The sequence below is a fragment of the Lysobacter panacisoli genome (genome assembly GCF_009765165.1).
Classification (GTDB): Bacteria; Pseudomonadota; Gammaproteobacteria; order Xanthomonadales; family Xanthomonadaceae; genus Lysobacter_J; species Lysobacter_J panacisoli.
This window is the reverse complement of record NZ_VLNU01000001.1, coordinates 1,336,628-1,349,039: the sequence shown is the minus strand read 5'-3', so window position 1 is coordinate 1,349,039 and position 12,412 is coordinate 1,336,628. Positions and strand designations below refer to the sequence as shown.

The 12,412-nt window shown below is 68.8% G+C and carries 13 protein-coding genes; 5 read left to right on the top strand and 8 right to left on the bottom strand.

Annotated elements, in window-relative coordinates; all coding sequences use genetic code 11:
• Window positions 1–146: 146 nt before the first annotated feature.
• Both FOF45_RS06465 and FOF45_RS06460 read left to right on the top strand, forming a co-directional pair.
• Window positions 147–884 (top strand): glutamine amidotransferase, encoded by a 738-nt coding sequence (locus FOF45_RS06465; RefSeq protein WP_267902648.1) that lies wholly within the window; start codon window positions 147–149, stop codon window positions 882–884.
• 43 nt (window positions 885–927) lie between these two features.
• Window positions 928–1,773, top strand: a complete 846-nt coding sequence (locus FOF45_RS06460) for a BPSS1780 family membrane protein (RefSeq protein WP_158983171.1) — start codon at window positions 928–930, stop codon at window positions 1,771–1,773.
• Here FOF45_RS06460 and tatC read toward each other — a convergent pair whose 3' ends face one another.
• The 4 genes from tatC to FOF45_RS06440 form a co-directional block, all read right to left on the bottom strand.
• Window positions 1,774–2,541 carry a twin-arginine translocase subunit TatC gene (tatC, locus tag FOF45_RS06455; RefSeq protein ID WP_158983169.1) on the bottom strand — a complete coding sequence of 256 codons (768 nt, stop codon included), beginning with the start codon at window positions 2,539–2,541 and terminating at the stop codon, window positions 1,774–1,776.
• The gene (tatB, locus tag FOF45_RS06450) at window positions 2,538–3,020 is read right to left on the bottom strand and encodes a Sec-independent protein translocase protein TatB (RefSeq protein ID WP_158983167.1); all 483 of its coding nucleotides are present in this window, start codon (window positions 3,018–3,020) and stop codon (window positions 2,538–2,540) included. The genes tatC and tatB overlap by 4 nt, the downstream gene beginning before the upstream one ends.
• Window positions 3,021–3,053: 33 nt before the next feature.
• Window positions 3,054–3,281, bottom strand: coding sequence for a Sec-independent protein translocase subunit TatA (tatA, locus tag FOF45_RS06445; RefSeq protein ID WP_158983165.1), 228 nt, complete (start codon window positions 3,279–3,281; stop codon window positions 3,054–3,056).
• A gap of 106 nt (window positions 3,282–3,387) precedes the next feature.
• Window positions 3,388–4,260: a lipid-binding SYLF domain-containing protein gene (locus FOF45_RS06440; protein WP_158983164.1), complete on the bottom strand. Its 873-nt coding sequence runs from the start codon at window positions 4,258–4,260 to the stop codon at window positions 3,388–3,390.
• 276 nt (window positions 4,261–4,536) lie between these two features.
• On the opposite strand from FOF45_RS06440, the gene hemH reads away from it, so the two are divergent.
• Together hemH and FOF45_RS06430 are read left to right on the top strand one after the other, a co-directional pair.
• Entirely contained in the window at window positions 4,537–5,559 is a 1,023-nt protein-coding gene (hemH, locus tag FOF45_RS06435) for a ferrochelatase (protein ID WP_158983162.1), read from the top strand.
• A gap of 14 nt (window positions 5,560–5,573) precedes the next feature.
• Window positions 5,574–6,431, top strand: coding sequence for an alpha/beta fold hydrolase (locus FOF45_RS06430; RefSeq protein ID WP_425481952.1), 858 nt, complete (start codon window positions 5,574–5,576; stop codon window positions 6,429–6,431).
• Window positions 6,432–6,434: 3 nt separating this feature from the next.
• Here the strand turns inward: FOF45_RS06430 and FOF45_RS06425 are convergent, their stop codons facing one another.
• The 3 genes from FOF45_RS06425 to ttcA all read right to left on the bottom strand — a co-directional run bounded on the left by FOF45_RS06425 (window position 6,435) and on the right by ttcA (window position 9,201).
• On the bottom strand, window positions 6,435–7,241 hold the full coding sequence (locus FOF45_RS06425; protein WP_158983158.1) for a YgjP family zinc-dependent metalloprotease: 807 nt from the start codon (window positions 7,239–7,241) through the stop codon (window positions 6,435–6,437).
• 66 nt (window positions 7,242–7,307) lie between these two features.
• Window positions 7,308–8,213: a recombination-associated protein RdgC gene (locus FOF45_RS06420; RefSeq protein WP_158983156.1), complete on the bottom strand. Its 906-nt coding sequence runs from the start codon at window positions 8,211–8,213 to the stop codon at window positions 7,308–7,310.
• A gap of 67 nt (window positions 8,214–8,280) precedes the next feature.
• Window positions 8,281–9,201, bottom strand: coding sequence for a tRNA 2-thiocytidine(32) synthetase TtcA (gene ttcA / locus FOF45_RS06415; RefSeq protein WP_158983154.1), 921 nt, complete (start codon window positions 9,199–9,201; stop codon window positions 8,281–8,283).
• Window positions 9,202–9,266: 65 nt separating this feature from the next.
• Between ttcA and FOF45_RS06410 the strand changes: the two genes are divergently transcribed.
• Window positions 9,267–9,476: a YdcH family protein gene (locus FOF45_RS06410; protein WP_158983152.1), complete on the top strand. Its 210-nt coding sequence runs from the start codon at window positions 9,267–9,269 to the stop codon at window positions 9,474–9,476.
• A gap of 178 nt (window positions 9,477–9,654) precedes the next feature.
• On the opposite strand, the gene plsB is transcribed toward FOF45_RS06410, so the two are convergent.
• Window positions 9,655–12,396, bottom strand: coding sequence for a glycerol-3-phosphate 1-O-acyltransferase PlsB (plsB, locus tag FOF45_RS06405; RefSeq protein ID WP_158983150.1), 2,742 nt, complete (start codon window positions 12,394–12,396; stop codon window positions 9,655–9,657).
• Window positions 12,397–12,412 lie beyond the last annotated feature (16 nt).

The window sequence follows — 12,412 nt, the reverse complement described above, 5'->3', positions numbered from 1 at the left end:
TCAGTGGGGGTGCTGCAAAGCGCGCTAGTATAGCCACGGGCCTTGATGCCGCTGGGTTTTCCGCGCCGCGGATGCCGCCGCGCAAAGCCCGCCCGACCCCTCCGCAGCGCGGGGGAGCAGATCCACCGCCGTCATCCGTCATTGCCGTGAACCCTCGTCATCCCCGGCCTTTCCTCATCCTCGAGACCGGCCAGCCTGTCGCATCGATGCGCCGCCACCGCGGCTTCCCGCACTGGATCCGCGTGGCCGCCGGGCTCGACGCCGACGAGGCCGTGGTCGTGAACGTGGAAGGCGGCGATGCGTTGCCGGATCGCGCGGGTTTCGCCGGCACGATCATCACCGGCTCGGCCGCGATGGTCACCGAGCGTCGCGACTGGAGCGAACGCAGCGCCGGCTGGCTGCGCGACGCCGCGCAGGCGGGCATGCCGCTGTTCGGCATCTGCTACGGCCACCAGCTGCTCGCGCACGCGCTGGGCGGCGAGGTCGGCGACAACCCCACCGGTCGCGAGATGGGCACCATCGACCTGGAGCTGCACGACCACGCGCACGCGGATCCGCTGTTCCGCGGCCTGCCGGCGCAGTTCGCGGCGCAGGCGACCCACCTGCAGACGGTGCTGCGCGCGCCGGACGGCGCGACCGTGCTGGCGCGCTCCTCGCAGGACGGCTGCCATGCCTTCCGCTGGGGCGAGCGCGCCTGGGGCGTGCAGTTCCATCCCGAATTCAGCGCCACGCACATGCGTGGCTACGTGCAAGCGCGCAGCGAAGCGCTGCACAACGAGGGCCGTTGCGCCAAGTCGCTGGCGCGTTCGGTCAGCGCGACGCCGCATGCGCGTCGTGTACTGCGCCGGTTCGTGCGCCATGCGCGCGGCCTGCACGGACATTGAGCCGCCGCGTGCGGACGACCATGAGATCCAGTTGGGGAATGTGATGACGCAGATTCGCAAAGTGCCGTTCAGTGCCGGCGCGGAATGGGTGCTGGGCGGCTTCGCCCTGTTGCGCAAGGCGCCGCTCGCGCTGGGCCTGCTCGGCGTGATCTGGGGCGGCCTGTCCGCGCTTGCCACGGCAACGGGGCAATTGTGGCTGAGCTTCCTGGTCGCGCTGTTCGGGCCGATCCTCTTCGGCGGCGTGATCCATGCCGCGCGCGAAGTCGATTCGGGCCGCAGCGCGCAACCGGCGCACCTGTTGCAGGGCCTGCAGGGCGGTCGCATGCCGCGCCTGCTGGCGATGCTGTTGCCGCAGTTCGCGGCGCTGCTGGTGCTGGCGGTGCTGCTGGTCGCGATGATCGGCGGCGAGCAGCTCCAGCACATGGTGAAGGTGATGGAGCAGCTGCAGACCAATCCCGATCCGGAACTGGCCAAGACGCTGCCGACCGGCCGCATCTTCGGCTGGATGGTTGCGGCGCTGGTGGTCGGCGTGGTCGCCGGCTTCTTCACCTTCATCGCCATTCCCGACGTGATGTTCACCGAGCGTCGCGCCTTCGCGGCGATGGGGATCAGCTTCCGCGCCTGCGTGCGCAACCTCGTTGCATTGATCGTGATGATCGTGCTGCTGTTCATCGCGTTGTTCGCGGTGAGCATCGTCATCAATATCGCCGTGGTGGTGCTGGCGTTCGCGATCGGCCAGAACGCGGCTTTCTTCTTCGGCCAGCTGCTGATGATGGCGGTGCTGCTGCCGGTGATGGGCGGCACGATCTACTACGCCTGGCGCGACATGCTCGGCGAGGCACCGTCGCCGTTGCCGGCCAATCCGGCCGCAGGCGGCATCGAGGTCTGATCAGGCCTTGCTGCGTTCGACAGGCCGCACCCAGCGTGCGGCCACGATGCCCAGCTCGTAGAGCAGGCACATCGGGATCGCCAGCATCAGCTGCGAAACCACGTCCGGCGGCGTGATCACCGCCGCGATCACGAACACGCCGACGATGGCGTAGCCGCGCGCGTCCTTGAGCTGCTGCGGCGTGACCCAGCCCAGCGCGACCAGGATCACCAGCGCCACCGGCAGCTCGAAGCTGGCGCCGAAGGCGAGGAAGATCACCAGCACGAAGTCCAGGTACTTGCCGATGTCGGGCGTCATCGCCACGACGTCGGGCGTGAACTTGGCGAGGAAGCCGAACACCGTCGGCAACACCAGGAAGAACGCGAACGCGCAGCCGGCGTAGAACAGCGCCACCGCCGACACCAGCAGCGGTAGCGCCAGGCGCTTCTCACGCTTGTACAGGCCCGGTGCGACGAACGCCCACGCCTGGTACAGCAGCCACGGCACGGTGATCAGGAATGCCGCGAAGAAGGCCAGCTTGACTGGTACGAAGAAGCCGCCCGCCGGGTCCACCGCGACCAGCCGGCCGGTGGCGGGAAGCTTGCTCAGCAAGGGCTGGGCGAGGGCGCCGTAGATCTCGGCGGCGAACGGCATCAGCGCCAGGAACACCACCAGCAGGCCGACCACCGCGCGCAGCAGGCGCGCACGCAACTCGATGAGATGGTCGATCAGCCGTGGTTCCGCGGCGCTGTCCGCGTCGGCGTGCGAAGGCTCGGTGTCGCGGCTCATCGGCGCTGCATTCCGTCGTCGGCCGCAACAGGCGTGGGTTCGGTGTCGGGTTCTGCGTGGGAAACGTTGGGCGCTTCGGCGGGCGTTCGAGCGGGCGCTTCGAGCGCAGCCGGTTCGTCCGTCGCGGATTCGGGCGCCGGCTCGTCGACCTGCGTATCGCGCACGCGCGCGTCGAGCGCATCGAGTTCGCGCTGCAGCTCCTGCTGCTCGCGCATCAGGCGATTGCGCGCCTCGTCGATGCCGGCGTTGAGGTCGTCGCGGGCCTCGCGCAGCGAGTCGCCGGTCTCGCGCAGGCTGCGCTTGAGCTCATCCGCCGCCAGCTCGTTCTCCAGCTCGGACTTCACCGAGTACCACTGCGCGCGCGCACGGCGCACCCACAGGCCGGCGAAGCGCGCGGCCTTGGGCAGGCGCTCGGGGCCCAGCACCAGCAGGGCCACGATCGCAATGACGAAGATCTCGGAGAACCCGATGTCGAACATGGCCGGCGTCCGGTAAAGCGCGCCCGCGCCGCGTCAGCGCGGAGTGCGCTCGTCCTGCTTGCTTTCGCTGGACTCGCGCTCGTTGCCGCGCTCGTCGCGCAGCTGGGCCGACGGCTTGTCGTCCTCGTCGCGCATGCCCTTCTTGAAGCCCTTAACCGCTTCGCCCAGATCCTTGCCGACGCTGCCCAGGCGCTTGGTGCCGAAGACCAGCACCACGATCACGAGCACGATCAGCCAGTGCCAAAGACTCAAACCGCCCATAGGAAATGTCCGCGGAAAAATGGATGTTCAGAATACCGCACCGGCATGACACGCGCTGTCATGCCGGTGAGTGTAAGGAGTTAAGAACGCCGATGTTTGACGCAGATCAGGGGAGCGGTTCGGCCTGAACCGGGCTTTCCACGGTCTCGAACGGCGTCGGCTGGGCCTGGGCGGGCTGGGCTGGAGCGGGCGCCGGCGCGCGGGAGGCCGTGGTGGTGCCGCCGGACGGCGTCACCGGGCGCGTCGCGCCGCTGCGCGCGCGGGCGTCGGCGTCGTTGTGCGCGCGTGCGTTGCGGGCGATGGCGCTGGCTTCTTCCAGTCGGTCGCGGAAATCCACCACCACGGTCGACGGCTGGCCGTGCGCGCGACCCTCGAAGATCATGCGCGGCGTGGTGTCGCGGCCGTACACGGCCTCGTTGGCGGCGTCGTCGATCGACAGCACCGCGCCGTCCAGGGCGATGCCGGCGAACAGGCCACGCGCGCGCGACCACGACCAGATCTCGGCCTTGAGCTGGCCGTCGGTGGCGGTGGCGGCATTGCGGCCGACCGGACCGGCGGCCACGCCGGCGTCCGCGCCGAGGGTGACCTTGCCGTTGACGATCGAATCCAGACCGCGGTCGCTGCGGAACACCAGCACGATGTCGGCCGACTGCACGCCCGCCTGGAAGCCTATGCTGCCGCCGGTGAGCTTGACGAAGCTCGGGTTCGACCAGGTGCCGTCCGGATTCTTCACCGACAGCAGGCCGTGGCCGCGACGGCCGCCGAGGACCAGGCCGACCTTGAGCGAATCGGGCACCACGACAATGCCGCGTGCCTCGTCGAGCAGTTTGTCGGGGATCGACGACTCGGGGATCTGCTGGATGTCGGTCAGCACCCGCACGGACTGGCGCGCGCGCTCGTCCTCCTGCGGACCCGCCACGGCGGCGGTGGCGATACCCAGGCTGATCATGAGGACGGTGAGGCGCGGCAGACGTGACATGGCGGACTCCAGGGGAAAGTCGATGTTCGACCGCTGGCAGGGCAGTCGGTTCAGGCTAGTGATTCGGCAATGAATCGTCACCCAACCAGCGCCGGCGTCAAGCGCCAGAAGTGGATGAAGCTCGCATAAGCTGATCAATCCTGTGCTGCGATCGCATCCAACCGCGTCGTGGATAGCAAGAACGACGCCGTACCGATCGCCCCGCACGCGCATGGTCGGGTGCACGGATACCCGCACGGGTGCGCGCGGACGAGCGCAGCTGTCATCCTATGCGGCATGCCCGCTCACGCCAGCCACGACGCCGTCGCCGACGGCGCGTCCACGTCATCCACCGGCCCCGCGCCGGACACCGCCCTCGTCCTGGTGAACCTCGGCACTCCCGATGCGTCGACGGCGCCGGCCGTGCGCCGTTACCTCGCGGAATTCCTCGGCGACCGCCGCGTTGTCGGCCTGCCGCGCTGGCTGTGGCTGCCTTTGCTGCATCTGGCGGTATTGCCTTCGCGTTCGGCGCCGGTGGCGAAGAAGTACGCGAGCATCTGGTTCGACGGTGCCGATGGCGGTTCACCGCTCGCGGCGTACACGCGCCGGCTCGCGCGCGCGGTGCAGGAGGAGATGCCGTCGCTGCGCGTCATCGATGCGATGCGCTACGGCACGCCCGCGCTGTCCGCGCGCCTTCGCGAACTTCGCGACGCGGGCGTGCGCCGCGCGCTGGTGCTGCCGCTGTATCCGCAGTATTCGACGACCACCACCGCGTCGGTGGGCGACGTGCTCGAACGCGAGCGCGCATTGCCGACGCGCATGGTCGATGACTATCACATCGACGCCGGTTGGCTCGACGCAGTGGCCGATTCGATCCGCGCGCATCGCGCCGCGTACGGCGAAAGCGGGCATCTGCTGTTCTCCTTCCACGGTCTGCCGCAGCGCCTCGTGGACGCAGGCGATCCGTATGCGAGCCAGTGCGAAGCCGGCGCCGAGGCGATCGCGCAGCGGCTCGGCCTCGCGCGCGACGAGTGGACGTTGACCTACCAGTCCCGTTTCGGCCGCGACAAGTGGCTCGAACCCAGCACCGAGGCGACGCTGCATGCGCTGGCCGCGCGCGGCGTGCGCAGTGTCGACGTGGTTGCGCCCGGCTTCGCGGTCGATTGCATCGAGACGCTGGAAGAAGTGGCGATGATGCTGTCGGAGAAATTCGCCGAGCACGGCGGCACGCTGCGCTACATTCCCTGCCTCAACGACAGCCGGCCGCATGCGCGCGCGCTGGCGGACATCGCGCGTCGCGCGCTCAAGGACTGGATCTGATGCCTTCGCGCGGCCTGCACGAATTCACCCTCGACACACCCGTCGGCCGCATTGCCGGACTGCGCGCAGGCGATGCCGGTGCGCCGCGCGTGCTGGCGCTGCACGGCTGGCTCGACAATGCGGCGAGCTTCGTGCCGCTGGCGAAGCACCTGCACGGCATCGACCTGGTCGCGCCTGATCTTCCCGGCCACGGTGCGAGCGCACACCTGCCGCCCGGTGCGGACTACTCGTTCGCCGCCGCGGTGAACGCGGTGCTCGACATCGCCGATGCGCTCGGCTGGGACCGTTTCGCGCTGCTCGGCCATTCGATGGGCGCGGGCATTTCCAGCCTGGTCGCCGCGGCGTGTCCCCAACGCGTCGAGCGGCTGATCGCGATCGAGGCGCTCGGTGCATTGGCCGAAGTGCCGGAACACACGGTCAGCCGGATGCGTGACGCGATCGCCGCGACGCGTGCGCTACGCGGCAAGTCGCTGCGCGTGTTCCCCGATGTCGCCGTCGCGGTGCGCGCGCGCATGAGCGCGGGCCTGCAGGTCGGCAGCCGACTGGCCGAACCGGCGGCGCGGTTGCTGGTCGAGCGCGGTGTGGTGCCGGTGGAAGGCGGCTTCACCTGGTCGAGCGATCCGCGCCTGACGCTGCCGACGATGCAGCGCATGACCGAGCCGCAGATCCGCGATCTGGTCGCCGGCATCGAATGCCCGACGCGAGTGATCTTCGCCGAGCCTGCGCAGCCCTACCTTCCCGACCCGCTGCGCCGCGAACGTGCCGGCCTGCTGCCGCGGGGCGAGCTGATCGTGATGGAAGGCGGCCACCACCTGCACATGGAACAACCGGAAACGCTGGCCGCTACGATCGGCGATTTCTTCACGCGCTGAGCGTCAGGCGGGCTTCCCGCACAACGCGCGCAGCGTCGCCTTCAAGCGCCGGCCTTCGGCGTGGAAGTACTCGCGCTCTTCGCGCCAGTGCGGGTAGCGCGCTTCGACCTCGCGCCAGAACGCGCGCGAGTGGTCGGCGTGGATCAGGTGGCAAAGCTCGTGCACCAGCACGTACTCGAACGCACCGGGACGCGCCAGCACCAGCGACAGGTCGAGCGCCATCGACCCGTCGGGTGCGAGCGAACCCCACTGCGACGACATCATCTTGAACAGCGTGCGTCGCGGTGGCCGCGGCAGCGACGGCAGGTAGCGCGGCAGCCAGCGGCCGACGTCGGAACGCGCCTGCGCTTCGTAGAAGTCGCGCACGGCGCGGCGCATCGCGGCCTCACCGGCACGCGCCGGGTGGGTGAACACCAGATCGCCGCTGCCATCGTCCGCGTGGTCGAGCCGGGTGAAGCGTCCGGCCTGCCAGCGCAGCGCGTGCATCGCGCCGCGCAACGGCAATTCCAGCGTCGCGCCGGGCGCGAGCGCGGGCATGTCGTCGAGGGTGTAGCGCGCCAGCTGCGCAGCCAGCCAGTCGCGGTGTTCGGCGAGGAAGCGATCGGCCGCGGCGACGCTGGCGCGCATCGGCACGGTCAGGCGCGCGCCGCGTTCGTCGACGGAGAGCTTCAGCCGGCGCGCACGGGGATCGCGCACGCGCTGCAGGGCTACACGACGACCGTCAGGTAGTTCGACATCGAGCACCTCGCGTTCGACCGTGCGCGGCGTAGGCGCGAACAGGCGTGCGAGCGGACGGAGCGGCGAGGGCATGGGCCGATCATAACGGCGTCGCGTTGCGCTTGTCGCAGGCGACGCCGCGTGAATGCCGAAGCGCTATCAGGCTTCCGCCTTCGACAGCTTCAGCGCGCCCTCCAGGACCGTGAACAGGCGACGGAACTCGCCCGCCATCAGCACGAAACGCGCGTCCAGTTCGGCGCGCAGGTCGTCGCGATCGGTCGATTCCAGCTCGTCCACCGCACCGTCGAGCAGCTTGAACTTGCGCACGACGAGATCTTCGCCGAGCACGAACGAGACATGGTCGTCGAGGTTCAGCGCCAGGCGCGTTACCTGCTTGCCCGATTCCAGGTGCTTGGTGATCTCGTCGCTCTGCAGCTCCATGCGCTGCACCTTCACCACCGCGCCCTGGTCGATGGGATCGCGCAGCTCGCACTCGTCGCCCAGCGACAGGCCTTCCGGCAGCGGTTCGCCCGCGACCCAGCCGGTCAGCACCGAGCGCGGCGCGACTTCCGCGTTCAGCGGCAGCGCCGGGAAGCTGCCCATCGCACGGCGGATCTCGCTGACCACGTTCTCGCCGGTCTTGCGGCTGGACGTATCGACCGCGACCACGCCGTGGCCGAGGTCGATCAGCGCATCGGTGCGGCTGGGCTTCACGAACGCACGCGGCAGCAGGTCGGTGATGAGCTCGTCCTTCAGGCGCTTGCGCGTGCGTCCGCCGGGACGACGGCCTTCCTTCGCCTCGATGTCCGCAAGCTTCTTGTTGAGCATGTCGTTGACGACCGAGCCCGGCAGGATCTTGTCCTCGCCGCCGACGGCCAGCCACGTGGCATCGCCCTGGCTGTGCGACATCGCATCGGCATCGCGGCCGAACGGCGAGATGAAGCCGCGGCTGGACAGTTCCAGCGGACCGACCGGCTTGAGCTGGCATTCGCCCAAGCCGCTTTCGAGGCTGTCGAACTTGGTGGTGGTGGGGAAGCGGAACAGCGTCAGGTTGCGAAAGAACATTCAGTGGCCGTGATTCGTGATTCGGATGAGAGATGCGGACAGGCAGGATGCGGCGACGGACAGGCTTCTACGTATCCCGAATCTCCACTCCCGAATCCCGCGTCTCATGCGGCTCGCCCGCCAGCCACGCATGCGCGTCCGGCAGCGGCGCGTCGCCGTGGCGGCCCAGCGCGAGGAAATCGAACAGCTTCGGATCGCTCAGCTGCGAAGGGCGGATGTCGCCGAGCGAACGCGCGATGGTCTCGATGCGGCCGGGCGTCTCGCGTTCCCACGCGTCCATCATCTTCTTGACCTGCTTGCGCTGCAGGTTTTCCTGCGAGCCGCACAGGTTGCACGGGATGATCGGGAACGCCCTGGCTTCGGCGTACGCGGTGATGTCGTCCTCGCGCACGTAGGCGAGCGGACGGATCACCACGTGCTTGCCATCGTCGCTGAGCAGCTTGGGCGGCATGCCCGACAGCTTCGCGTGGAAGAACAGGTTGAGGAAGAACGTCGCCACCAGGTCGTCGCGGTGATGTCCGAGCGCGATCTTGTTGAAGCCATTCTCTTCGGCGTACGTGTACAGCGCACCGCGACGCAGGCGCGAGCACAGCGAACACATCGTCTTGCCTTCCGGCACCACGCGCGTGACGACCGAATAGGTGTCCTGCTCGATGATGTGGTACGGCACCCCGATCGACTCGAGGTACTCGGGCAGCACGTGCTCGGGGAAATCCGGCTGCTTCTGGTCCAGGTTCACCGCGACCAGCTCGAACTTCACCGGCGCCTTCTGCTGCAGTTGCAGGAGGATGTCGAGCATCGTGTAGCTGTCCTTGCCACCGGACAGGCACACCATCACCTTGTCGCCGTCCTCGATCATGCCGAAGTCGGCGATCGCGCGACCCACCTGGTGGCGCAGGCGCTTGGCGAGCTTGTTGTTCTCGTGCGCGCGCCGCGTGCCGGAGCGCGCGTGCGGCTGGGGTTCGAGGAGCGGCAGGACGGTACTCATGGACCGACCATTCTACCGGCCGGCCCGCGGTGACGCTGGCCGCGGCGGCGCGTTAAGCTTCGCGCATGATCGAAAGTGACGATCCCGCCGTGCTCGCGCGCCAGCTGGCCGAACTCCGGCTGGAACACCGCGACCTGGACGCGGCGATCGAACGCCTGGCCCTTGCGCCGGACGCGGACGAGCTGACGGTCAAGCGCCTGAAGAAGCGCAAGCTGTGGCTGAAGGACTGCATCGCGCGGCTGGAAAGCGCGCTGATCCCGGACGAGCCGGCGTAGGCAGAACCCGCGCTGCTGTTTCCCTTCTCCCTGCGGGAGAAGGTGCCCGAAGGGCGGATGAGGGGTGGAGGAGCATCAGGTCCTGAGCCGCAGTGCAGTACTGCACCGGCGGCTCGGCATGTTCTCTTCGTTGCCCCTCACCCCAACCCCTCTCCCGCATGGAGAGGGGCTCAAGGGCTCACGCCGCGGTCGGTTCCGCGGGCGCCGGCTTGGCCGACTCCGGGCTGATCTTCTCGATCGTGTGGCGCAGTTCGCGGCCGAGGATGAACTTGGCGTCCTTGGCCCACACGTCCAGGCGCGAGTCGAACGCGAGCTTGCCGTTCTCGTCGGGCCACACCAGCTTCATTTCGCGCAGTTTCTGGATGAAGCCGCGGAACAGCGTCTTGTCGAAGAACTCCGGCGCGGCCGGCGCGTACAGCAGCGACAGGCGCTGCGCGGCGAGCTGGCACAGGCCCTCCAGTTCGGACGCGGTGAGCGTGCCCGGGCCGTTCTTCACCAGCACCGAGATGGCGATGTAATAGCGCTCGAACGCCTGCTGCAGCGAGTGGCCGATCGCGCGCAGGCGGAACACCTCGTCGGTCTGGCCGGCATTGCGCGCGAGGATGCCGCCTTCGTCGTCGCTGATCTTCTCCAGCAGGCCTTCGCGGATGAACACTTCGACCGTGCGGTTGAGGCGATCGGCGAATTCGTCCTCCGTCCACGGCAGGAACAGCTCTTCCTGCAGGAACGGGTACACGCTGCGGCCCAGGCGCTGCACGCCGTTGAGGCTCATGCGGCGGTTGTTCTGGAAGCAGCACGCGATCCACGACGCCGCCGTGAACAGGTGCAGCACGTTGTTGCGGAAGTAGCTCAGCAGCACCGCCTTGTCGCCGCTCACGCCGAGCACGTCGCCCAGCGGATGCGTGATGCGCGCGAGCACGTTGATCTCCTCGCCGTGGGCGACGATCTCCTGCGGCGAATGCGGGGTGACGGTGACGCGATCGGAGTAGGGCAGCTCGGCCAGCAGCGTCTTGCTCAGCGCGATCTGGGTGAGCAGGTCGGATTCGCCCATCGCGTGCTTGGGCGTGGACAGCAGCGCCAGCGCGAGCAGGTTGATCGGATTGACGTCGGCGGCGCGGTTGACGTTGACCTGGATCCGCTGCGCGAGCGCATCGACAGTGTCCGAGAACCAGCCCGGCTTCTCGTCCTCGCCCACCGGCTGGCCGTTCCAGTCCGGTGCGTGCTCGGCCAGCACGTCGTTGAGGCGGATCGGCTCGCCGAAGTTCACCACCACCTGGCCGTAGTTGCTGCGCAGCACCTTGGGAATGCCCATCAGCAGCTGCCAGATCGATTCCTTCTCCTTGGGCTTGCCGGAGAGTTCGTCGAGGTAGCTGTTGCCTTCCATCAGCTTCTCGTAGCCGATGTACACCGGCTGGAACAGCACCGGGCGCGTGGGCTGGCGCAGGAACGCGCGCAGCGTCATCGCGACCATGCCGCCCTTGGGCGGCAGCAGGCGACCGGTGCGCGAACGTCCGCCTTCGACGAAGTACTCGATCGAATAACCGCCCGAGACCAGCTGCGCGACGTACTCGCTCAGCACCGCCGAATACAGCGCGCTGCCACGGATGCTGCGGCGGATGAAGAACGCGCCGCCCTTGCGCAGCAGCGTGCCGACCACCGGCAGGTTGAGGTTGATGCCGGCGACGATGTGCGGCGGCACGATGCCCTTGGTGTAGAGCAGGTAGCTCAGCAGCAGGTAGTCCATGTGGCTGCGATGGCAGGGCACATAGACCACTTCATGGCCAGGCGCGTCGTCCTTGAGCTTGTCCAGGTGGTGCACCAGCACGCCGCGATAGATGCGGTTCCACACCGGCGTGAGCAGGAAGCTCACCGAACGCACCACGGGGTGCGAATAGTCGGCGGCGATCTCGTAGGCGAAGGCGTGCGCCTTCTTCCACGCATCGGCGAGCGAGGTCTTGTCGCGTGCGGCCTGGTCGGAGATGGCTTCCTTCACGCTCGGCGCGGCCAGCACCTGGTCGACCAGCAGGCGGCGGGTCGACAGGTCCGGGCCGATCACCGCCTCGCGGATGCGGTGGAAGTGCGTGCGCAGGACGCGCGAGAGCTTGCGCACCGTGCGTTCGGCCGGCAGGCCTTCGTCGACGATCGTGCGCAACCCGACCGGTGGCGCGAAACGCACCAGCGTGTCGCGGCCGTTGAGGGCGATCGCGAGCAGGCGGCGGAAGCGGCCGACCAGCGTCCAGTTTTCCGAGAACAGCACCGAGAACCAGCCGCTGCTCTTGTCCGGCGCGCGGCCGACGAAGATCGAGACCGGCACCAGCTGCACGTCCAGCGTGGGATCGGCGCGGTGCGCGTCGAGCAGTCGGGCGAGCGAGCCCGAGTGCGTTTTCGGCGAGGCCGGCGCGTTGCCCAGCGACTGTTGCAGCTGGGTCAGTGTGTTGACGTTGCGGCGGGACAGCGCGAGGTAGGCGCGCTTGCGGCGCAGCGGATCGCCGGGCAGCGGTTGCAGCGGCGAGGGCAGGCCGGCTTCGCGGCAGGCGCGTTCCAGGATCAGCGCGTTGCTCAGGCCGTAGTCCTCGAGCACGTAGCAGACCGGACGGCCGCTCCATTCCTCGGGGATCTCGGCGGCGGGATTGCGCGGCTCGATGGTCAGCTGCACCCACGGCGCCATCATCCGGCCGAGCAGCTTGGCCCACCACGGGCGACGGGGCGCGGCGACGCGGCGGCGACGCGGACCGGGATCCGGGGCGCCGATCGGCAGTTCCGTCTGGGCGGGATCGCGCGCGTCGGCAGGCCCGACGCCGTCCTCGGACGGCATCGCGGGCGCGTCGGCATCCTCGCGGGCCGCGGCGGTATCGGCGGCCGGCGCGTCCTGCTTGGCGTCCGGGAAAGGCAAGGGAGTCTGTTTCGGCATCGCGGGCATTATGCCTTTCGCGGCA

What these genes read in the sequence shown, in the direction of transcription:
- FOF45_RS06460 (WP_158983171.1), top strand. Translation starts at nt 928, where the DNA reads ATGACGCAGATTCGCAAAGTGCCGTTCAGTGCCGGCGCGGAATGGGTG.
- tatC (WP_158983169.1), bottom strand. Translation starts at nt 2,541, where the DNA reads ATGAGCCGCGACACCGAGCCTTCGCACGCCGACGCGGACAGCGCCGCG.
- tatB (WP_158983167.1), bottom strand. Translation starts at nt 3,020, where the DNA reads ATGTTCGACATCGGGTTCTCCGAGATCTTCGTCATTGCGATCGTGGCC.
- tatA (WP_158983165.1), bottom strand. Translation starts at nt 3,281, where the DNA reads ATGGGCGGTTTGAGTCTTTGGCACTGGCTGATCGTGCTCGTGATCGTG.
- FOF45_RS06440 (WP_158983164.1), bottom strand. Translation starts at nt 4,260, where the DNA reads ATGTCACGTCTGCCGCGCCTCACCGTCCTCATGATCAGCCTGGGTATC.
- hemH (WP_158983162.1), top strand. Translation starts at nt 4,537, where the DNA reads ATGCCCGCTCACGCCAGCCACGACGCCGTCGCCGACGGCGCGTCCACG.
- FOF45_RS06425 (WP_158983158.1), bottom strand. Translation starts at nt 7,241, where the DNA reads ATGCCCTCGCCGCTCCGTCCGCTCGCACGCCTGTTCGCGCCTACGCCG.
- FOF45_RS06420 (WP_158983156.1), bottom strand. Translation starts at nt 8,213, where the DNA reads ATGTTCTTTCGCAACCTGACGCTGTTCCGCTTCCCCACCACCACCAAG.
- ttcA (WP_158983154.1), bottom strand. Translation starts at nt 9,201, where the DNA reads ATGAGTACCGTCCTGCCGCTCCTCGAACCCCAGCCGCACGCGCGCTCC.
- FOF45_RS06410 (WP_158983152.1), top strand. Translation starts at nt 9,267, where the DNA reads ATGATCGAAAGTGACGATCCCGCCGTGCTCGCGCGCCAGCTGGCCGAA.
- plsB (WP_158983150.1), bottom strand. Translation starts at nt 12,396, where the DNA reads ATGCCCGCGATGCCGAAACAGACTCCCTTGCCTTTCCCGGACGCCAAG.